We start from the raw sequence: 20,403 nt of genomic DNA, 5'->3' as shown, positions 1-20,403 counted from the left end.
CCCGCCATGCAACTGAACCGCAGTGCCTTATGGAGCGTCGTCGCACTCTGCGCCTTCGCCGTCACCTTCGACGGCTATGACCTCGTCGTCTACGGCACGACGGTGCCGTCGCTGCTGGCCGACTGGCACATCGGCCCGGCCCAGGCCGGCGCCATCGGCAGCTACGCGCTGATCGGCATGCTGGTCGGCGCGTTGCTGGTCGGCACCGTGACCGACCTGCTCGGCCGCCGGCGCATCCTGGTGCTCTGCATGGTGTGGTTCTCCTTCTGCACGGCCCTGTGCGCCGTCGCGCCGAACCCGGAAGTGTTCGGGCTGCTGCGTTTTGTCGCCGGCATCGGGCTCGGCGGGCTGATGCCGACCGCCGCCGCGCTGGTCATCGAGTACGCACCGGGCGGCAAGCACAACCTGACGTACGCGATGATGCAGTCGGGCTACGCGGTCGGCGGGATCCTGGCGTCGACGCTGGCGATTCCGGTGATTCCGGCGCTGGGGTGGCAGGTCATGTACCTGATCGGCGCGGCCCCGGTGCTGGCGGTGCCGTTCGCGCTGCGCTGGCTGCCGGAGTCGTTGGAGTACCTGGTGTTGCGGGGCCGGACCGAGCAAGCCGCCGCGCTGGCCACGCGGCTCGGCGTCGAGGTGCCGGTGATTTCCGTGCCGGAGAAGCGGAACTGGCTCACCGCGTTGCGGGAGCTGGCCGCTCCCGGCTACCGGCTGGGCACGGTTCTGTTGTGGCTGGCCAGTTTCAGCTCGCTGCTGATGGTGTACGGAATGAACACCTGGCTGCCGCAGATCATGCGGCAGGCCGACTTCCCGCTGGGCTCGGCGCTGAGCTTCCTGCTGGTGTTCAACCTGGGCTCGATCATCGGCTCGGTGATCGGCGGCCGGGCCGCGGACCTGCTGGGCTCCAAGCCGGTGGTGGCGGTGTCGTTCCTGCTGGCCGTGCTGAGCATCGCGCTGCTGGCCACCCGACCATCCACAGTGGCCATCTACGTGCTCGCGGGGATCGCCGGTTACGGCACCATCGGCACCACCAACCTGCTCAACGTGTTCGTCACCCGCTACTACCCGCCCACGTCCCGCGCGGTCGGCATCGGCTGGTCGCTCGGGGTCGGCCGGCTCGGCGCCATCCTCGGCCCGGTGCTCGGCGGCCTGGTGCTCGCCTCCGGCGCGAGCTACGTGTGGAACTTCTATCTCTTCGCCGCCGTGGCGGTGATCGGCCTGGTCGCCACCGGGCTGGTGCCGGTGGCCCGCCGGGCGCCGGCCGGCATTCGACTGAGGGAGCAGACTTCGTGAAGATCCAGCACGTCATCGGCGGCGTGGAGACCGACTCCGCGGACGGCGCCACCTACGACGACATCGATCCGTTCACCCAGCAGAGCTACGCCACCGTGGCCCGGGCGTCGGCGTCCGATGTGGACCTGGCGGTCGCCGCGGCCCGCAAGGCCTTCGACGAGGGTCCTTGGCCCCGCATGGGTTTCGCCGAGCGCGGGCGGCTGCTGCACAGGTTCGCCGACCTGATGGAGGAGCACGCGGCGGAGCTCGGCGAGGCCGAGGGCCGGGACATGGGCAAGCCGATCGCCGCCGCGGCCTCGCACGACGTGCCGCGATCGGCCCAGAACTTCCGGTTCTTCGCCGACCACGCCCGGCTGTCGGTCGCCGAGACCCTGCCGTCGGACATCGGCATGCACACCTACACCCGATACGAGTCGGCCGGTGTGGTGGCGGCGATCTCCCCGTGGAACTTCCCGCTGATGCTGGCGACGTGGAAGATCGCGCCGGCGCTGGCCTGGGGCAACACGGTGGTGCTCAAGCCGGCCGAGGACACCCCGCGCTCGGCGGCGATCATCGGCCGGCTGGCGTTGGAGGCCGGTATCCCCGAGGGGGTGCTGAACGTGGTGCTGGGCTTCGGGGACGCCGGCGCGGTGCTGACGCAGGATCCGCGCGTGGACCGGATCACGTTCACCGGGTCGTCGGTGACCGGCCGGGCCATCGCGACCGCCGGCGCGGCCAACCTGACGCCGGTCAGCCTGGAACTGGGTGGCAAGGGCTCGAACCTGGTGTTCGACGACGCCGACCTGGACCTGGCGGTGGACTGGTCGATCCGGGCCGCGTTCAGCAACACCGGGCAGGTGTGCCTGGCCGGCTCGCGCCTGTACGTGCAGCAGGGGGTCTACGACGAGTTCCTGTCCCGGTTCGTGGCCGCGGCCGAGGCGATGACGCTGGGCGATCCGTCCGATCCGTCGACGGCGATCGGGCCACTGGCCAGCGCCAAGCACTACGCGAAGGTGGTCGGGTATCTGGACCCGTCGAAGATGCTCGGGGCGACCGTCGTCACCGGTGGCCTGGACCACGACTGGTTCGTGCGGCCCACGGTGTTGACCGACGTGCCGGCGGATGCGCCGGTGCAGCGGGAAGAAGTGTTCGGGCCGGTCGTCACCGTGACGCCGTTCGCCACCGAGGAAGACGGTGTTCGGCTGGCCAACGACACTCCGTACGGGCTGTCGGCCATGGTGTTCAGCGAGGGCCTGAACCGGGCGCACCGGGTCGCGGCTTCGCTGCGCAGCGGGAACGTGTGGGTCAACTGCTTCTTCGTGCGCGACCTGCGGGCCCCGTTCGGCGGCGTCGGCGACTCGGGGCTCGGGCGGGAGGGCGGCACCTTCAGCCGGGAGTTCTTCACCGAGCCGAAGACCGTGAGCATGCGCGTCGGCGCCTGACCGTTACTATCGGATCATGTCCCTACAGCATGCCTTGTTGGGGGTGCTGGAGGCACGCCCGATGTCCGGCTACGACCTGGTGCGGTTCTTCGACGGCTCCACCGGCTGGATCTGGGCCGCGCCGCAGAGCCAGATCTACCCCATGCTGCGCCGGATGGAACAGGCCGGCCTGATCGCCGGCGACGAGGAGGCGCGCGGGCCCCGGCTGACCCGGACCGTGTACTCGGTGACCGAGAAGGGACATGCCGAGCTGGCATCGTGGCTCGGGGTGGCGCACGACGCGGCGCCGCCCCGGGATCCGTTCATGGTGCAGGCCCTGAACTTCGACATGATCCCCGCGGCCGAAGCGGTGGCCGTGCTCGACGCGTTCATCGCCGAGCAGGACAAGGCCGCCACCGAGGCCGAGGCCCACCGGGATCGGTTGCTACGCAAGGACACCGCACTGCTCAAGGAGCGGCTGTCGCGGCGGGATCCCGAGGAGCACGACCGGATCGCCCGGCTGAAGGCGCATGTGTTCGATGGCATCGCGGCGGTGGCGCGGGCCAAGGCGGAGTGGGCCCGCGAAGGACAGCGACTGCTGGAGTCCTAGTCAGAGCTCGTCGGCGCGGAAGGCGCCGGGAGTCAGTCCGGTCTCGCGGACGAAGAACTTGGTGAAGTTGGTGGCCTCGCTGAACCCGAGGCGGTGACCGACAGCCGCCGCCGAGAGCGTGGTGTGCGCGAGCATTCGCTTGGCCTCCAAGGCGACCCGCGCGTCGATCAGGGCCTTGGCCGAACGACCGGTCGCCGCCTGACAGGCGCGGTTGAGGCTACGCAACGAATAGCCGATCCGGCCCGCGTAGACGGCCGCGTTGCGCGTCGTCGCGAAGTCCTTTTCGAGTTCGCGTCGGAAGCTTTGGAAGGTCTCGTCACTTCGGTGGCCGTCGTCGGCGTGGTCGATGGCCACCGGCAGCCGCGCGACACGCAGCAGCAGAGCGCCGAGCAACTGCCGGACGAGATCCGTGGAGACCGTGGAGTTCTCCGCCGCCGCCCTGCTGTACTCAACCTGGAGCTCGCTGACCGCCCGGTCGATGCCGCCCCACTCCTCGGCCGGCACGGACCAGGTGACCGGTCCGAACGGGCTGAGCAGCGTCCGCACCCGCTCCAGCCGGGGCGGGAACGACACCGTGAACAACACGGCGACCGCGTCCACGTCGGCGGTGACGGCCCGCGGCAGACGGAGCACGCGACCGGGGCAGACAGAGAGCAGCGTGCCGGCCGGACAGTGCAGGTCGGCGAAATCGACCATCGTCGAGGCCTCGCCGGCCCGGAACAGAAACAGCTGGTGGAAGTCCGTCCGATGCACCGCGGCCAGCGTTTCCGGCGGCAAGCGACTGCTCAGCAGCGAGTAGTCCACCAACTCGACGCCGAGCCGTGGCCGGTCCGGATTACTGAAGCCGAACTCGACCAGAGGTCGGTCCTGTCCACTTCTGACCATAGCGGTTCCCGATCCTACCTCGTGCCGGCGCCGCCCGCGGGAGATCGTGAAGCGGTCGACGGCGGGCGCCGGGCCCGCCGACCGTGAGAAGCGGACACGTGATGAACAACAAGGAACTCGTGCTCAAGGCCGCCGGTGAGCTGTTCGGCGACCGCGACCCGTCGGCGGTGGATCGCTGGGTGGCGCCGGACTACCGGCAGCACAGCTCGCTGGCCGCCGACGGTCCCGAGGCGCTGCGCGGTCTGGTCGCCAACCTGCCGGACGGCTTCCGCTACGAACTCGCGCGGGTCGTCGCCGACGGCGACCTGGTCGCGCTGCACGGCGTCTACCACGGCTTCGGGCCCACCCCCTTGGTGGCGTTCGACCTGTTCCGCGTCGAGAACGGCAAGCTGGCCGAGCACTGGGACGGCCTCACGCCGGTGGTGGCCACCACGGCCAGCGGCCGGTCGCAGACCGACGGGCCGGTCGACCCCCTGGCCACGGCGGACACCGAGGCCAGCCGCGCCCTGGTCGCCGAGTTCGCCCGGCGGATCCTCCAGGACGCCGACTACTCCGTGATCCCCGACTACATCTCGACCGAGACGTACCACCAGCACAACCCCGAGGCCGCCGACGGGATCGACGGCTTCGGCGCCGCCGCCGCGAAGTGGGCCGAGCAGGGCAAGAACCTGGTCTACAAGACCGTGCACCGGATGATCGCCGACGGCGACCTGGTGCTGCTCCAGTCCGAGGGCGAGTTCGGCGAACCGGTGGCGTACTGGGATCTGTTCCGGGTGGCCGACGGCCGCATCGTCGAGCACTGGGACGTCATCGCGCCGATCCCCGCCGAGTTGCCGCACCGCAACGGCATCTTCTGAGCTGATGGACACCCTGCACGCGTTGCTGCTGAGCGCGTACCGCGAGGCGATCGCACTGGACGAGCCGTTCCGACCGACCGGGGCGGCTGCCCCGCCGGACCGGCTCGTCCAGGACGCGGCGCGGCTGCTCGGCGGCCAGACCGGGGAGACGCTGCGGGACGTGCTGCCCCGTCGCGCGCCCGGTCCGATGGAGCCGGAGGTCGCCGCCGCCGTGGACGTATTGCTGGCCGCGGGAAACTCCCGGCGGGCCTGGACGGACCCGCTGACCCTGCCCACGATCGCCAGTGTTCGGCTGGACACGACCTACCCGGCCGCGGATCACACGTCGGTGTGGCGAGGCGACATCACCACGCTGGCCGCCGACGCGATCGTCAACGCCGCCAACAGCGCCCTGCTGGGCTGTTTCCTGCCGAGGCACCACTGTGTCGACAACGCCATCCACAGCGCCGCCGGCCCCCGGCTGCGCGAGGACTGCAACACGATCATGGCCGCCCAGGGCGCGCCCGAGCCGACCGGCACCGCCAAGATCACCCGGGGCTACCACCTGCCCGCACGCTACGTCCTCCATACAGTGGGTCCGATCGTGACCGGGCCGGTCCATCTGGCCGACCGGCGGGCGTTGGCCGACTCCTATCGGGCCTGCCTGGACCTGGCGGCCGAGGTGGACCAGATCCGCACGATCGCGTTCTGCGGCGTCAGCACCGGTGTCTTCGGATTCCCCAAGACACCCGCCGCGGGGATCGCACTGTCCACAGTGGAGGGCTGGTTGAGTCGGCATCCTGGTCGATTCGACCGCGTCGTGTTCACCACGTTCGGCGCCGACGACCTCGCCGCGTACCTGGAGCAGTTGACGACATGGACCTGACGATCCGCACCTTCCGCCGGTGGCTCGACGAGGCCGATCGCGTGCTCGTCGCCGCCGGCGCGGGGCTGTCGGCGGCAGCCGGCTACGACTACACCGACACCCGCCGGTTCGCCGAGCTGTTCCCTGCCCTGTACCGCCAGGGCCTCCGGGCCCGGTACCAGCTGATCGGACTGCCGCTGCCGCCACAACTGCTGTGGGGATACTGGGCCGTCCACGTCGACGACATCCGGTTCGGTCCCGGCCCCAACCCGGTCTACCAGCGGCTGCGCGAGCTCGTCGGCGACCGGGATCACTTCGTTGTCACGTCCAATGTGGACGGACTGTTCGAGCGAAACGGTTTCGCGCCGGACCGGGTGTGGACCCCGCAGGGGGACTACGCCCGCTACCAGTGCGAGATCCCGTGCACCGGCAGTACCTGGGAGAGCCGACCGATCATCGACACCGCGCTGGCCAGTTACGACCCGGGCACCGGCACCGTCCTGGACGAAGCCGTGCCGCACTGTCCCCACTGCGGCGGCGACGTGTTCCTCAACGTGCACAAGGGACCGGAGTTCATCGACGACCACTACGTCCCGACCGCGCGGCGCCTGAGCCGGTGGCTGGACACCCCGTCCCGGCTGCTGGTCATCGAGATCGGCGCGGGCATGAACACTCCGACCGTGATCCGCCGGCCCACCGAGACCATCACCCGCCACTCGCCGACCACCCGACTGGTGCGGATCAACCCCGAGTATCCCGACGTGCCCACCGACCTGGCCGAGCGGGCGCTGTCCATCGCCGCCGGCGTCGAGGACGTGCTGGAGGCGATGACATGAAGATCACGGCCGCCGTTGTCGAGCAGCGGCACGGACCGTTCGCACTGAGGGAGGTGCTGCTGGACGATCCCCGGCCCGGCGAGGTGCTGGTCCGCGTGGTCGCGACCGGAATCTGCCACACCGATTCCATCACGCGGCACGGCGACCTCCCGTTCCCGCTGCCCGGCGTGCTCGGGCACGAGGGGGCGGGTGTGGTGGCCGCCGTCGGGTCCGGTGTGGTTGGTGTCCGCGAGGGGGATCACGTCGTGCTGGGCTGGCCGTGGTGTGGTGAATGCCCGAACTGTCTCGACGGCCAGCCTCGCTATTGCCTGCGGTTGAAGGAACTTCTCGTCGGCGGTGGTCGTGCGGACGGTTCCACCGCGCTGCGCATGCCCGACGGCACACCGTTGTCGAGCCACTTCTTCGGGCAGTCGTCGTTCGCCACGCACGCTGTGGTGCCCTACCGAGGCCTCGTGACCGTCGATCCCGATCTGCCACTGGAATTGCTCGGACCGTTGGCATGCGGGCTCTCCACGGGTGCCGGGGCCGTGCTCAACGTGCTGCGCCCGCACAGCGGCGCCAGCCTCGTCGTCTACGGTGTCGGCCCGGTCGGGCTGGCCGCCGTCATGGCCGCCCGCAACAGCGGCGCCACCAGGATCATCGCCGTGGACCGACACCCGTCGCGGCTCACCCTCGCGCGCAGGTTAGGCGCCACCGACGTCATCGACGCCGGCGAGACCGACCCCGTCGCCGCGGTGCACGAGGTCTGCGCCGGGCCCGCTGATTTCAGCCTGGAGTGCACCGGAGTCATCGCCGTGTGCCGACAAGCCGTGGACTCCGTCGGCATGCGGGGTGTCTGCGCCCTCATCGGCGGCGCACCCGCCGACGCGCGGCTCGAACTGGACCACCTCAGCACCCTGTGGGGCAAACGGGTCGTCGGCATCCTCGGTGGCGAAGGCCGGAGCTCGACGCTGATCCCCACGTTGCTCGACCTGTACCGCCAGCACCGGTTCGCCTTCGACGAACTCGTGACCTACTTCCCGCTCGAACGGATCAGTGACGCGCTCGCCGCCGCTGAGACCGGCGAGGTCCTCAAGCCGGTGCTGCGCATGCCCTCCTGAGCATCTCACCCCCACTGCCGTGACAGCATCAACGCCGTGGTTCGCAGCGCCGGCACCACCCGGTCGATCTGCATCCGGTTCACCCAGCCCTGCACCGACACCGCGGCGATCGCCCGGCCCTGCCCGTCCACCACGGGGCAGGCCGCGCACACCACGCCGTTGGCCGATTCCTCGTACTCGTGCGCCACGCCTTCGGTTCGCACCCTCCGGAGTTCCCGCATCAACACCCCGCGCATAACCACGGTCCGGGGCGTGATGCGCTCCAACGGCCGTGACAGCACGATTTCCCGCACTTCCTCGGTGGCATGGGCCAGCAGCGCCTTGCCTACGGCAGTGGCGTGGGCGGGCATCCGGCCGCCGATACGGGACGGCACGGCCGGGGCGGCGCGGCTGGTGAGCTTGTCGAGGTACACGACATCCGGCGCTTCCAGCACGGCGAGGTGCACGGTCTCCCCCGACGCCCGGTGCAGGTCCTCCAGGTACGGCCGCGCCGCGTCCCGCAGACCCCGCTGCCGCGGCACCAGCTGCCCCAGCTCGAACACCCGCAGCCCCAACCTGAGCCCGCCCTCCCCCGGCTCCAGCATGCCCAGCTCCACCAGCTGCATGGCCAGCCGGTGCGCGGTCGGCTTGGCCACCCCCGAGCGCCGGGCCAGTTCGGACAGCGTCACGCACCGGTCGTCGTCCGGACGGAAGGCCGACAGCAGGGAAACCGTCCGGCCCAGCACCGAGTTCTGACCGTCGTCTCGCTGAGTGGAACGCATAGCTGGCATGGTGCCACGTGCGACCGCCATCGTCGACCTCGTGAACCCCCAGATCCAGCGAGCGGCCGACCGCCTGAAGCGGGCGGCGGAGACGGGCCAGCCGTGTGCCCCGGTCCGCGACCTCATCGGCGAGCACGACATCGACGCCGCCTACGCCGTGCAGGAGCTGCTCACGGCCCAGCGGGCCGCCACGACCCGCGTCGTGGGCCGCAAGATCGGCCTCACCTCAGACTCGGTCCGCAGCCAGTTCGGCGTCTACCAGCCGGACTTCGGCACGCTGTTCGCGGACATGGGCTACGCCACCGGCGAAGCGGTCCCGCTCGGCCGCCTGCTCCAGCCGCGGGTCGAAGCGGAGATCGCCTTCGTTCTCGGCCGCGACATCGATCTGTCGGACGCGTCGGTCACGGATGTCATCCGGGCCACCGACTTCGTCGTCGCGGCCATCGAGATCGTGGACTCCCGAGTGGACGGTTGGGACATCCGCATCACCGACACGGTGGCCGACAACGCGTCCAGCGGGCTCTACACCCTCGGCTGCACCCCGTTCTCCCTCAACGGCCTCGACCTCGCCCAGGTCGGCATGGTCGTGGAACACGACGGCGAGCCGGTCTCGGTCGGCTCGGGGGCCGCCTGCATGGCCAACCCGATCGTCGCGGTCGCCTGGCTGGCCCGGGAAGTGGCCCGGCGCGGCGCACCGCTGCGGGCCGGCGAGGTGGTGCTGTCCGGCGCGCTGGGCCCCATGGTCAAGGTCACCGCCCCGGGGGTCTTCACCGCCCGCCTGGACGGTCTGGGCAAGGTCCAAGCCGTGTTCACCGACGACGGAGGTGCGTGATGACCGCGGGAGCGGTGGTGATCGGTTCCGGCAACATCGGCACCGACATGATGTTCAAGATCAAGCGGCTGTCGACCGGCCTGCACGTGGCCGCCATGGCCGGCATCGACCCGGGTTCCGACGGCCTGGCCCGGGCCCGGCGGCTCGGCGTGGCCACCACGGCGTCCGGTGTGGACGGTCTGGTCGAGCTGCCGGAGTTCGCCGAGGCGCGCATCGTCTTCGACGCCACCTCGGCCGGCGCGCACCGGCACAACGCGGAAGTCGCGGCCGCGCACGGCAAACTGATGGTGGACCTGACTCCGGCGGCGATCGGCCCGTACGTGGTGCCGTCGGTGAACCTGGACGAGCACCTGGCCGCCGACAACGTCAACATGGTCACCTGCGGCGGCCAGGCCACAATTCCCGTCGTCGCCGCGGTTTCCCGCACCACGCCGGTGGCCTACGCGGAAATCGTCGCCTCCATCTCGTCCAGGTCGGCCGGCCCCGGCACCCGGGCCAACATCGACGAGTTCACCGAGACCACGTCGGCGGCCATCCAGTCGGTCGGCGGCGCGGCCCGTGGCAAGGCGATCATCGTGCTGAACCCGGCCGAACCGCCGCTGGTCATGCGGGACACCGTCTACTGCCTGGTGGAGTCGGCCGACCACAACGACGCCATCGCCGAGTCGATCGACCGCATGGTCGCCGAGGTGCGGCAGTACGTGCCCGGCTACCGGCTCAAGCAGGACGTGCAGTTCGACCCGGTCTCCGTGCCGTACCTGCCGGCCCTGGGTGGCGCGTTCGACGGCGTCAAGGTCTCGACCTTCCTGGAGGTCACCGGGGCCGGCCACTACCTGCCCGCCTACGCCGGCAACCTCGACATCATGACCTCGGCCGCGCTGCGGACCGGCGAGCGCATCGCCGAGCTGCGGGGCTGGCTGACCGAGCCCGCGGTGGGGAGCATCGCATGACCGAGATCTACGTTCAGGACGTGACCCTTCGCGACGGCATGCACGCCATGGCGCACAACTACTCCGTCGCGCAGGTGCGGGAGATCGTCACCGCGCTGGACGCCGCCGGCGTGGCCGCCATCGAGGTGGCCCACGGCGACGGCCTCGGCGGTTCCAGCGCCAACTACGGCTTCGGCGCCCACACCGACAACGAGTGGATCACCGCCGCCGCCGAGTCGGTGACCAACGCCAAGCTGACCACGCTGCTGCTGCCGGGCATCGGCACCATCGAAGACCTCAAGCACGCCAAGGATCTCGGCGTGACCAGCGTGCGGATCGCCACCCACTGCACCGAGGCCGACATCTCCGCGCAGCACATCGGCTGGGCCCGGGACAACGGCATGGACGTCGCCGGCTTCCTGATGATGAGCCACCTCAACGAACCGAAGAAGCTGGCCGAGCAGGCCAAGCTGATGGAGTCCCACGGCGCCCACTGCGTCTACGTCACCGACTCCGGCGGCCGGCTGACCATGCGGGACGTCGCCGAGCGGGTCGACGCCTACGGCGAAATCCTGGAACCGGCAACGCAGATCGGCATCCACGCGCACGAGAACCTGTCGCTGTCGGTGGCCAACAGCGTGACCGCCGTCGAGCACGGTGTGTACCGGGTGGACGTCGCGCTGGCCGGTCAGGGCGCGGGGGCCGGCAACTGCCCGGCCGAGGCGTTCATCGCCGTCGCGGATCTGCTTGGCTGGCACCATGGTTGCGACCTGTTCGCACTTCAGGACGCCGCCGAGGATCTGGTGCGACCGTTGCAGAACCGGCCCGTCCGCGTCGACCGGGAGACGCTGACGCTGGGCTATGCCGGTGTGTACTCCAGTTTCCTGCTGCACGCCGAGCGGGCGGCCGAACGGTACGGTCTGGACACCCGGGAGATTTTGGTGGAGCTGGGCCGGCGCCGGATGGTCGGCGGGCAGGAGGACATGATCGTGGACGTCGCGCTCGATCTCGCCGGCAAGGCGGCGTCGTGACGACCCTGGCAACGCGGCTGCACGAGGCCCAGCGCAAGGCCGAGGCCACTCCCCAACTGCCGGCGGGCATCACCATCGCCGAGGCCTACGCCATCCAGCATGCCGTGCTGGAGCAGCGCTTCGCCGCCGGGGAGCGCCTGGTCGGCACCAAGCTCGGCTTCACCAGCCGGGCGAAGATGGTGCAGATGGGCGTCTCCGACATCATCGTCGGCCAGCTGACCGACGCCATGCGGGTCGAGGACGGCGGCGAGGTGCGGCTGTCCACGCTGGTGCACCCCCGGGTCGAGCCGGAGATCATCTTCCGGCTCGGGCGGGACGTGGATCCCACGGACCCGTTGTCGGACATCGTGTCCGCGGTGGACGCCGTCGCGCCGGCGGTCGAGGTCATCGATTCCCGCTACCGGGACTTCAAGTTCAACCTGGCCGACGTGATCGCCGACAACACCTCCGGCGGTTTGTTCGCGCTCGGCGGCTGGCAGCCGATCGGCGACATCGGCAACCTCGCCGTGCGGCTCAGCGTGAACGGTCGGGACGCGCAGTTCGGCTCAACCGCCGCCATTCTCGGGCATCCGTTCCGGGCGCTGCGGCAGCTGGCCGGCATCGCCGCTCGTGAGGGATTTCCCTTGAAGGCCGGACATGTCATCCTGGCCGGCGCCGCGACTGCGGCCGTGCCGTTCGGAAAGTCGGTGGTCAGGGTCGAGGTCGCCGGCCTGGGCAGCGTCACGGTGCACGGCGTCGCCTGACTCGCCACGGGTAGTGTGACCCTCAGATACACACCCTGGGGGTTCACACATGCCGTTGCCGCGCCGCACTCTGCTGTTCACCGGGCTCGCCGCCGCGCTCGCCGGCTGTGCCGCCAAGCCGGCGAGCGAGCCGGGGACGGCCTTGACGCTGTCGACGACTCCCGACGCGGATTTCGTCGCCCTGGAACGGAAGTTCGGCGGCCGGCTCGGGTTCTACGCGCTCGACACCGGCACCGGCAAGACCGTGCAGTATCGCGCCGCCGAGCGGTTCCTCATGTGCTCCACGCACAAGGTGCTCGCCGTCGGCGCGATTCTCCGGCTGCGCCAGCAACAGCCCGGTCTGCTCGACCGGGTCATCCACTACGACCAGTCCCAGGTCCTGTCCTACGCGCCGATCACCTCGCAGCACGTCGCCGACGGCATGACGGTGTCGGCCCTGTGCGACGCGGCGCTGCGGGTCAGCGACAACACGGCCGTCAACCTGCTGATCGGTCTGCTCGGCGGCCCGCCCGCGGTCACGGCCTTCGTCCACGACCTGGGTGAGACCATGACCCACCTGGACCGGGTGGAGCCCGATGTCAACGTCGGCGCGCCCGGCGACGAGCGGGACACCACCATCCCGGCGTATTTCGCCGCCGACCTGCGGAAAGTGACATTGGGTGACGGTCTTGACAGCGCCGGCCGCGACCTGCTCGTGAACTGGATGAAGTCGGCCACCACCGGTCTGGACCTGGTCCGGGCCGGGGTGCCCAAGAACTGGGCGGCAGCCGACAAATCCGGCAGTGGCGCGCAGGGCGAGGTCAACGACGTCGCCGTGGTCTGGCCGCCCACTGGCGCTCCCCTGGTCGTCACCGCGTTCACCGTGCCGACCGATCCCAAGTCCACCGCTGGTCGTGCCACAATCGCCGAGGCGACCGCCATCGCTGTGAAGCAGCTGGGGCGCTGAATTTCCTTGAAGCACCGCACTTCTGGCGGTATCCAGCCACCCGACCCGTAGCACATCCGAGTGGACTTTCCGTTCCAGCGCCGTGGTTTGTGGCTTACTGGCCGCATGTCCCTGATGTCTCGGCTTCTTGCCCCGAGCGTGTCCGGAGACCCAGCGGAGCTGGCGGCGGCGGTGCTGGCCGACATGCGGGCGGCGCCGTCGGTGGAGCTGTCGTCGCTGCTCGGCGGCGAACCGGAGCGCCCGGCCCCCAGCCTGCTGTTCCTCACCGAGCAACCCTCCACGCTGGGCATGTCCGCGGCCCGGTTGCCACTGCTGCTGGCCGATCGGCCGGCCGAGCCCGCGCCGCTGCCGCCGGAACCGGCCGTCGACGACGACTCCGACGAGGTGCCGGAGCTGTTCTGCCCCGGCCCGGTGCGGGACAATCCGGCGCTCGGCGAGGAAGTCAACGAGCGCATGGTGGAGTGGGCCGGCGAGGTCGGCATCTACGACGGCCGGCTGGACCACCTGCGGTCCTGCGGCTTCGGCCGGCTGATCATGCTCACCCACCCCGGCACCGACGACCCGGACCCGCTGCTGGCCGCCGCCAAGGTGGTCGTCGCCGAATGGGCGGCCGACGACTACTACCTGGACGAGGAGGAGATGGGCGCGGATCCCACGCTGGCCGCTGCCCGCCTCGGCGTCCTGTACGGTGTCGTCGATCCCGTGACGATGCCGCAGCGCTACCGCCATGAGCTCGACCGCTTCATCAAGGAAGAGCCCATCGCGCTGGCCTTCCGCACCGGCATGGAACACCTGGCCAAGTACACCAGCACCGCTCAGATGGGCCGTTTCCAGCACCAGATGGCCATTCTGTTCCAGGCCCTGGACCAGAACGCCAGCTGGCGCCAAACCGGCAAGCGGCCCGCGGTGTGGGAGTACTACATGCACCGCTACCACAACAGCTATCTGCCGCCGATGATCCTGGTCGACGCCGTCGCCGGCTACGAGCTGCCGGCCCAGGAGTTCTACCACCCCCGCCTGCGCCGGGCCTTCACCATGGCCGGCACGGCCGCCGTGCTGCTCAACGACCTGCACTCGATGGACAAGGAAGCCGACGACGACATCAGCCTGCCCATCGCGCTGATGGAGGAGGAGGGCCTGTCCCGGCCGCAGGCCGTCAAGCGCACCGTCGAGATCCACAACGAGCTCATGCGCGGCTTCGTCACCGAGGCCGCCGCGATGTACCTCGAGGGAACCCCGATGCTGCAACGCTTCCTGGCCGACACCTGGGCCTGGTGCGGGGGCAGCCGCGAGTGGCACGCCACCAGCCCGCGCTACCACACGCAAGAGCAGTCCTGATCGGACGAACCCCGGGCCCCGCACCGTTTCCAGGTGCGGGGCCCCTGCTTCTGTCATGAAGGGCCCCTTCCTCTCGTTCAACGTCGTGAAGGGGTCCTTCATGACGTTGAACGAGAGGATCGGAGCCTTGATCTTGGGGGGCGTCGATCTCGGCGGAACGCCGCGGAGGCCCGCGTCCTCGGTGGACGCGGGCCTCGGGGAAAGCGTTGCCGGCTAGGCGATTCGGTCGGCGGCGATGAGCAGGTAGTGGAAGCTGCCCTCCCGGTAGGCCTGCAGGAACGGGCCCTCGATGCCGGTGGCGACCGAGGAGCGCTCGCGCAGTTCCCAGTAGGGGATGGTGTCGGCGGTCAGGTCGACCACCGCGATCGGCGTGAGCTTGTTGGCCGCCATGGCCTTGAAGTACTCGCTGCGCGGGTGGATGTTGCAGGTGTAGTGCTGGTCGATCTGGCTGACCGCCTTGGACCGGCCGCCGGTGACGTCGTTGTAGCATCCGGTGATCGTCACGTAGCGGCCGCCGATCTCCAGCTGCCGCGAGTGCTCGGCGAACAGCTGGTGCAGGTCGACGTACATGGTGCTCTCGTTGTTCCAGATCGCCTTGCGGCTCGCGTCCTCGAAGCCGGTGTCGAGCATGTTCCGGAAGTGGTAGCGCACCTTGTCCGAGACGCCGCGGCGGCGGGCCTGCTCGTTGGCGAACTGCATCTGCGTCTCGGAAATGGTGATGCCGTCCGCGTAGCAGCCGAACCGCTGGTTGGCCATGATGCTGGTGCCGCCGCGACCGCAGCCGGCGTCCAGCACCGCGTCCTCGGGACCGACGTCGCCGAGGTGGTCCAGCAGGACCTCGGCCTGCGCTGTCTCCAGGCGGTGCATCTCCGCGATGACGGCCTCGTCCGGACCGTCCAGCACGGCCGGGTCGTAGGCGCCGAGCCCGTAGTGGTGGTGGTAGAGGCCGTCGACATCACCGAGCCGCAGGTTGACCGGGTCCTTCTCGTTGTTCCAGTACTCAGCGACCGAACGCTGGTAGTCGCTGCGGAGGACCGGCCGTGCGCGGTGGGTTGTCGTCATGCGCGAACTCCTTCAACCGTGCGGACGTGCGCCATCGATAATCGGTGGCAGATAAGGACTTCCCGGCGTCGCTGGTGGCGACGAACGCGGGGAAACGCGGTGGCCGGCCGGCCCAGCCGAGGCTAGCACCGGCTTTCCGGACCAACACAGTCCCTCAACAGGGTGGTGTGCCGCTGCTCCGTTGTGGACATGCGCTGCGTAGAACTCGTTGCTCCGTGCGGGTGATGCCCGATAACCCGGACGTGCGCCATCGGATGATCGTTGCTCAGAAAGGGAAATCCGCTGCCGCCGATCGTCCAGCTCGGACGGTGGTGTTGTCTGCCAACGAAAAGCCGATTCCCGCAGGCCATCGGCGGCGCGACCACGCCGGCCACGCCGCGGCCGCGAGTCGCCGCTCCCCGAGCATGTGTCATCCAGACGGCCGAGTCGCACCAACGGCTCAAGGGGCATGGTCCGGCCCCAGTGCCACTCAGCGTCGTTCACTCCTACGGCGGTGCCCCCGTCTGCCGTATCAAGTAGGCGCGGGAAGTGCCGGTCATTCCATCTCGTCGAACAACCGCCGGCATTCACCGTCGTTCGCGGCCAGAGCCGCGAGGGCGGGGCGATGCAGGGCGGCGATGCCGGCCAGGCGCGAGGGCCACATCCGGGCCAGGTCCACGAGGTGGTCCCGGATGCATCGGCCCAGCTGCTCACGGACGGCCGCCAGCCGCTCGTCCTCGACGAAGCCGTCCCGGGCCACGTTGGGGAGCAGATCGTCGGCGTCGATCACGCAGCGCACGAAAACCGCCCAATCCGGCAGCAATCGCTCAGCCGACTCGGAAAGCAACATACGCCGCAGGCACACCCGGTCGCGGTGCGGGCTCGACTCGTGTGGCAGCACGAACGCCACTCCGCGGACGCCGTCGGCATGCAGCGGGATCGCGTCCAATGGATCCAGGTCCAGCACCCGGCGGGCGTACCCGAGGGCGTTCTCCCGCTGCCGGTCCATGGTCAGCGCCGGCAGCTCCCATGGCGGCGGCTCATCGTTGACCTGCGTCGACCCCATCCGGACCGGCACCGGCAGCAGGCCGCCGTAGCGACGGGCCGATCGCGACACATGGCCGAACGAGACGCCAGCCCGGGCCCGCAGGTGTACCCGAGTGCCTATCGGGAGAGAACTCTCCGCCGGGCTGATCTCATAGGTGCCGTCACCAAGCCCATGCCACCGGAGCGCTTCCGGATCCTTCGCGGACCGAGTGAGCACGGTGACCTCGTCGGCGACCAGGAAGCACGCGAGCAGCCCGACGCCGAACTGGCCGACATGGTCCCGATGCCGGGACGACTCATCCCGCTCGAAGCGGACTGGACGCCGTCGCACCATTTCGTACTGCCCCGAATCGCCGCCGACATTGGCCAGGAGCTCGACCAGCTCGGCACCGGTCAGGCCGATGCCGTTGTCGGTGATCACGAGCTCGCCGGGTTCGACCACCTCGATCGACACAACCCCGGACAGGCCGGGCTCCAGCCGTCGACGCGCGGCGATCGCGTCGACGGCGCTCTGGAGCAGGTCCCGGAGGTAGACGTCCGGGTCGTGGTAGAGGTGCCGCGACAGCAAACCGGCCAGGCCGCGAAAGTCCATCGCGGCCGAGGTGATCGTCGGAGACGGCATGCGCACGCGGCGATTCTGGAACGCCGGGCCGCCCCCTAGCATCGGGCAAACCCCTAGCCTTCGACCAGGGACGGCGCCTCCCGGAGCCAGTCGGCCAGGCCGTCGGGGTTGGCGCGGAGCTCCGGGGACGTCGTCGTGCGCACGATCCCGACGAGCTGGATGGCGTGCAGCCGCATGGCCGGGGTCGCGGGCCCGCCGGACTCGGCGGCGAGCTGTTCGACGACGCGGTCCTCGAACTCGGCCCACATCCGCAGCAGGCCGGAGCGCAGCGCGGGCGACTCGCCGTAGGCGCGGTGGTAGCTCACCAGGCCGGTGCCGTCGCCGGCGGCCTCGGCCAGCACGTCGACGAAGACCCAGGCGTGGCTGACGTCGGCGGGCCGGGCGGCCAGCGCGGCGATCAGCCGGTCCAGCAGCTCGGTGTCGGCGAACACCAGGTCCTCTTTGGACCGGAAGTAGACGAACAGCGTCTTCACCGAGACGTTGGCGGCGTCGGCGATCTCGGCCACGGTCACCTCGTCGTAGCCGCGCTCGGCGAACAGCCGCTCGGCGGCGTCCCGGATGGCCCGCCGGGTGATCGCCTTCTTCCGTTCGCGCAGCGACTCCATGACCGAGATCATACCTCCTTGACGCACGAAGGTAAGCGACTTACCTTTTCTAGCGAGTTACCCAACGGGAGGAGGACACCGTGTCCGACATCGCGATCCTGGGCGCCGGCCCGGCCGGCCTGGCCCTCGCGCGGCTGCTGCACCTGGGCGGCGTCGAGTGCGCCGTCTACGAGCGGGACGCCGACCAGCACGCCCGCACCCAGGGCGGTTCGCTGGATCTGGGCGCGGACAGCGGTCTGCGGGCGATCACCGCCTGCGGGCTGACCGAGGAGTTCGACCGGCTCGCGCGGCCCCAGGGCCAGCACACCAACTACTTCGACCAGCACGGCCAGCTCCTGCTGGCGACCGACGCCGAGGACGAGGGCGAGGCACGGCCGGAGATCGACCGCCTGGAGCTGCGCACGATGCTGCTGGAGTCGCTGCCCGCCGGCACCGTGCGCTGGAACCGTGACGTCGTCTCCGTCACCCAGACAGGAAACCGTTGGCGGATAACGTTTTCCGACGGCCAGCACGTCGACGCCGACCTGGTGGTCGGTGCGGACGGCATCAACTCCCGCACCCGCCCGCTGGTCACCGACGTGCCGCCGGCCTACACCGGGGTGACGCTGATCGCCGGCGAGATCGCCAAGCCACGGCTCGACTCCTACGCCGCCGAACTCGTCGGTGAAGGCGCCGGCCTCGCCTTCGCGCCCGATCAAGCGTTTCTCATGCAGCGCAACGGAGACGGCTCGATCCAGGTGTACTACGCGCAGCGCCGGGCCGAGGACCCGCGCCGGGCGATCGGCACCGTGCTGCACGATCCGGCGTTCATCCGCACCGAACTGGACCGGGAGCTGGCCGACTGGTCGCCCCGAATGCGCGGAGTCCTGGACGAGGTCGAGAGGCACTTCGTGTGGTGGCCGCTGTATGTGGTGCCGGCCCGTCAGACCTGGCGCGAGCACTCCGGTGTCACGTTGATCGGCGACGCCGCGCACATCATGCCGCCGTACTCCGGACAGGGCGTGAACATGGCGCTGCTCGATGCCCTGGAGCTGGGGCGAGCGCTCGCCGAGCACGCGGACACCGACGCGGCGATCGCCGCCTACGAGAAGTCGATGCTGGCCCGAATGGATCCAATCGCGACGGCCACGACGACGTACGAGAACCTGGTGCTCAACCCGGACGGGCCCAAGGCGCTGCTCGACCTCGTGCGGACCGGAGGTCGCTGACATGGACGCGCTCAAGGGCAGGACCGCCGTGATCACCGGCGGCTCCAGTTCCTGCGCCGTCGGATCCGGGTCAACACCATCAGCTACGGGGCATTGGCCACGCCGATGACCGAGCACCCGATGCTGCACGAGTGGGCCGCATCGAACGTCCCGATGGGGCGGGTCGCCGACCTGGCCGAGGCGGCCGCGCCGGCGTTGTTCCTGGCCGGATCGGGGTCGACGTACATGACGGGCGCGGAGATCGCCGTGGACGGCGGCCTCACCCAGCTCTGACGACTGTGGCAGCCTGGAGGGCATGGGCAAGGGGGCGATTCTCGGTTCGGCGGCGTTGGCGGCGGTCTCGGTGTTCCGCTCGGCGCGCACGGTGGCGACCTGGCGGACGGTTCAGCCGCTGCCGGACACCCCGCTGGACAAGGGCAGGGTCAGCGTCGTGATCCCGGTGCGCGACGAGGAGTCCACCATCGACGGCTGTCTGGCCTCGCTGCGTACCCAGCGGCACGCCGACCTGGAGATCGTGGTGGTCGACGACGCCTCGACCGACCGGACCGCGGAAATCGTGCAGCAGCACGTGGACGACGATCCGCGAGTGCGGCTGGTCCGCACCGACGGGCCGCCGCCGGGCTGGGCCGGCAAGGTGCACGCCATGTTCCGGGGCGTCGCCGAGACCACCGGCGACTGGCTGCTGTTCGTCGACTCCGACACCGAGTCCGCCCCCGACCTGGTCGGCAAGCTGCTGGCCGCGGCGGCCCGGGACAACGCCGACCTGATCACCACGCCGGGCCGGGCGATCGTGCCCAACAGCGGCTGGTGGCTGCTGCTGGCCCCGACCAACGTGCTGCTGTTCGACAGCGCGTCGCCGGACGGCAGCCGGGGCAAGGCCGTCGGCATCGGGCACTGCATCCTGGTCAGCCGGGCCGCCTACGACCAGGCCGGCGGCTGGGAAGCGCTGTCCGGCGAACGAGCCGACGACGTCGCGTTCGCCACCGCCGTGCGGGACAGCGGCGGCCGCACCCGGCTCGTGGACGGCATGGACTCGATCACCTCGTCCGGCCTGGACTCGTTCGGCGCGGTCTGGCGGTCCCAGCGCAAGAGCATTGTCGCCGGCGGGGCCATGGTCGGCGGCCTCGCCGCCGGGGCCGCCGCGCTGGGCCTCGGCGGCCTGCTGCACCTCGCCTACGGCCTCGCCCCGGTGTTGATGTCCTTGCGGGGCAAGGGCTTCGTCCGCTTGGCCGGTCTCGCCGCCTGGGCCGCCCAGTCCGCCGCCCACCGCTCGTACATGCAGGCCAGCCACCAGTCCGCCACCACCTCGGTGCTGGCCCCGGCCGCCAACGTCACGTTCGGCGTGCTGATGCTGGACTCCGCGTGGCGCTCGGTGCGTGGTGGCGATCTGTGGAAGGGGCGGGACATTCGGTAGCGGCTCGGGGGCCGTGGTGGGTTGCGGGCCGGTGGGGGAGGCAGGCTCGTTTGCTTGGGTC

Annotated in this window: 21 protein-coding genes; 16 read left to right on the top strand and 5 right to left on the bottom strand. The window is 70.3% G+C overall.

All coding sequences use genetic code 11. The features are described from left to right. Positions 1–6 precede the first annotated feature (6 nt). Genes JJ691_RS06045 through JJ691_RS06035 form a run of 3 tightly spaced genes read left to right on the top strand, consistent with a single transcriptional unit; the run spans position 7 to position 3,303 of the window. Positions 7–1,293 (top strand): MFS transporter, encoded by a 1,287-nt coding sequence (locus JJ691_RS06045; protein ID WP_211767802.1) that lies wholly within the window; start codon positions 7–9, stop codon positions 1,291–1,293. Then, positions 1,290–2,714, top strand: a complete 1,425-nt coding sequence (locus JJ691_RS06040; protein WP_211767801.1) for an aldehyde dehydrogenase — start codon at positions 1,290–1,292, stop codon at positions 2,712–2,714. Before JJ691_RS06045 ends, JJ691_RS06040 begins: the two co-directional genes overlap by 4 nt. Before the next feature lie 16 nt (positions 2,715–2,730). Further along, the gene (locus JJ691_RS06035) at positions 2,731–3,303 is read left to right on the top strand and encodes a PadR family transcriptional regulator (protein ID WP_211767800.1); all 573 of its coding nucleotides are present in this window, start codon (positions 2,731–2,733) and stop codon (positions 3,301–3,303) included. Here the strand turns inward: JJ691_RS06035 and JJ691_RS06030 are convergent, their stop codons facing one another. Then, on the bottom strand, positions 3,304–4,188 hold the full coding sequence (locus tag JJ691_RS06030) for an AraC family transcriptional regulator (protein WP_211767799.1): 885 nt from the start codon (positions 4,186–4,188) through the stop codon (positions 3,304–3,306). It abuts the gene before it with no gap. A 101-nt stretch (positions 4,189–4,289) separates the two neighbouring features. Between JJ691_RS06030 and JJ691_RS06025 the strand changes: the two genes are divergently transcribed. From JJ691_RS06025 to JJ691_RS06010, 4 genes are read left to right on the top strand one after another with little or no spacing between them, the layout of a single operon-like run. Continuing rightward, positions 4,290–5,045 (top strand): nuclear transport factor 2 family protein, encoded by a 756-nt coding sequence (locus JJ691_RS06025; RefSeq protein ID WP_249228196.1) that lies wholly within the window; start codon positions 4,290–4,292, stop codon positions 5,043–5,045. A 4-nt stretch (positions 5,046–5,049) separates the two neighbouring features. Further along, positions 5,050–5,910 (top strand): macro domain-containing protein, encoded by an 861-nt coding sequence (locus tag JJ691_RS06020; RefSeq protein WP_211767797.1) that lies wholly within the window; start codon positions 5,050–5,052, stop codon positions 5,908–5,910. Beyond that, complete coding sequence (locus tag JJ691_RS06015) at positions 5,901–6,725, top strand: hypothetical protein (protein WP_211767796.1); 825 nt, start codon at positions 5,901–5,903, stop codon at positions 6,723–6,725. The genes JJ691_RS06020 and JJ691_RS06015 overlap by 10 nt, the downstream gene beginning before the upstream one ends. Further along, positions 6,722–7,825, top strand: a complete 1,104-nt coding sequence (locus JJ691_RS06010; RefSeq protein WP_211767795.1) for an NAD(P)-dependent alcohol dehydrogenase — start codon at positions 6,722–6,724, stop codon at positions 7,823–7,825. The genes JJ691_RS06015 and JJ691_RS06010 overlap by 4 nt, the downstream gene beginning before the upstream one ends. A gap of 5 nt (positions 7,826–7,830) precedes the next feature. On the opposite strand, the gene JJ691_RS06005 is transcribed toward JJ691_RS06010, so the two are convergent. After that, positions 7,831–8,586 carry an IclR family transcriptional regulator gene (locus JJ691_RS06005; protein WP_211767794.1) on the bottom strand — a complete coding sequence of 252 codons (756 nt, stop codon included), beginning with the start codon at positions 8,584–8,586 and terminating at the stop codon, positions 7,831–7,833. 7 nt (positions 8,587–8,593) lie between these two features. On the opposite strand from JJ691_RS06005, the gene JJ691_RS06000 reads away from it, so the two are divergent. The 6 genes from JJ691_RS06000 to JJ691_RS05975 all read left to right on the top strand — a co-directional run bounded on the left by JJ691_RS06000 (position 8,594) and on the right by JJ691_RS05975 (position 14,405). Then, entirely contained in the window at positions 8,594–9,418 is an 825-nt protein-coding gene (locus tag JJ691_RS06000; protein ID WP_211767793.1) for a 2-keto-4-pentenoate hydratase, read from the top strand. After that, a complete protein-coding gene (locus tag JJ691_RS05995; protein ID WP_211767792.1) occupies positions 9,418–10,368 on the top strand; it encodes an acetaldehyde dehydrogenase (acetylating) in 951 nt (316 codons plus the stop codon). Before JJ691_RS06000 ends, JJ691_RS05995 begins: the two co-directional genes overlap by 1 nt. Further along, positions 10,365–11,378 carry a 4-hydroxy-2-oxovalerate aldolase gene (dmpG, locus tag JJ691_RS05990; protein ID WP_211767791.1) on the top strand — a complete coding sequence of 338 codons (1,014 nt, stop codon included), beginning with the start codon at positions 10,365–10,367 and terminating at the stop codon, positions 11,376–11,378. The genes JJ691_RS05995 and dmpG overlap by 4 nt, the downstream gene beginning before the upstream one ends. Next, a complete protein-coding gene (locus JJ691_RS05985; protein ID WP_211767790.1) occupies positions 11,375–12,121 on the top strand; it encodes a 2-keto-4-pentenoate hydratase in 747 nt (248 codons plus the stop codon). Before dmpG ends, JJ691_RS05985 begins: the two co-directional genes overlap by 4 nt. A 49-nt stretch (positions 12,122–12,170) precedes the next feature. After that, complete coding sequence (gene bla, locus JJ691_RS05980; RefSeq protein ID WP_211767789.1) at positions 12,171–13,067, top strand: class A beta-lactamase; 897 nt, start codon at positions 12,171–12,173, stop codon at positions 13,065–13,067. A 114-nt stretch (positions 13,068–13,181) separates the two neighbouring features. Beyond that, positions 13,182–14,405 (top strand): family 2 encapsulin nanocompartment cargo protein terpene cyclase, encoded by a 1,224-nt coding sequence (locus JJ691_RS05975; protein WP_211767788.1) that lies wholly within the window; start codon positions 13,182–13,184, stop codon positions 14,403–14,405. A 213-nt stretch (positions 14,406–14,618) separates the two neighbouring features. Here JJ691_RS05975 and JJ691_RS05970 read toward each other — a convergent pair whose 3' ends face one another. From JJ691_RS05970 to JJ691_RS05960, 3 genes are all read right to left on the bottom strand, one after another. Beyond that, positions 14,619–15,467: a geranyl diphosphate 2-C-methyltransferase gene (locus JJ691_RS05970; protein ID WP_211767787.1), complete on the bottom strand. Its 849-nt coding sequence runs from the start codon at positions 15,465–15,467 to the stop codon at positions 14,619–14,621. Between the two features lie 535 nt (positions 15,468–16,002). Next, positions 16,003–17,115: an ATP-binding protein gene (locus tag JJ691_RS05965; protein ID WP_249228195.1), complete on the bottom strand. Its 1,113-nt coding sequence runs from the start codon at positions 17,113–17,115 to the stop codon at positions 16,003–16,005. Between the two features lie 53 nt (positions 17,116–17,168). Beyond that, positions 17,169–17,720: a TetR/AcrR family transcriptional regulator gene (locus JJ691_RS05960; RefSeq protein ID WP_211767785.1), complete on the bottom strand. Its 552-nt coding sequence runs from the start codon at positions 17,718–17,720 to the stop codon at positions 17,169–17,171. An 80-nt stretch (positions 17,721–17,800) separates the two neighbouring features. On the opposite strand from JJ691_RS05960, the gene JJ691_RS05955 reads away from it, so the two are divergent. Genes JJ691_RS05955 through JJ691_RS05945 form a run of 3 tightly spaced genes read left to right on the top strand, consistent with a single transcriptional unit; the run spans position 17,801 to position 20,342 of the window. Further along, positions 17,801–18,928 (top strand): FAD-dependent oxidoreductase, encoded by a 1,128-nt coding sequence (locus tag JJ691_RS05955; protein ID WP_211767784.1) that lies wholly within the window; start codon positions 17,801–17,803, stop codon positions 18,926–18,928. A gap of 51 nt (positions 18,929–18,979) precedes the next feature. Continuing rightward, positions 18,980–19,201, top strand: coding sequence for an SDR family oxidoreductase (locus JJ691_RS05950; protein ID WP_211771305.1), 222 nt, complete (start codon positions 18,980–18,982; stop codon positions 19,199–19,201). A gap of 22 nt (positions 19,202–19,223) precedes the next feature. Further along, complete coding sequence (locus tag JJ691_RS05945; RefSeq protein ID WP_211767783.1) at positions 19,224–20,342, top strand: glycosyltransferase family 2 protein; 1,119 nt, start codon at positions 19,224–19,226, stop codon at positions 20,340–20,342. Positions 20,343–20,403 lie beyond the last annotated feature (61 nt).

It is taken from the genome of Kutzneria sp. CA-103260, from assembly GCF_018263855.1.
Lineage (GTDB): Bacteria > Actinomycetota > Actinomycetes > Mycobacteriales > Pseudonocardiaceae > Kutzneria.
This window is presented reverse-complemented; position numbering and strand designations above follow the sequence as displayed.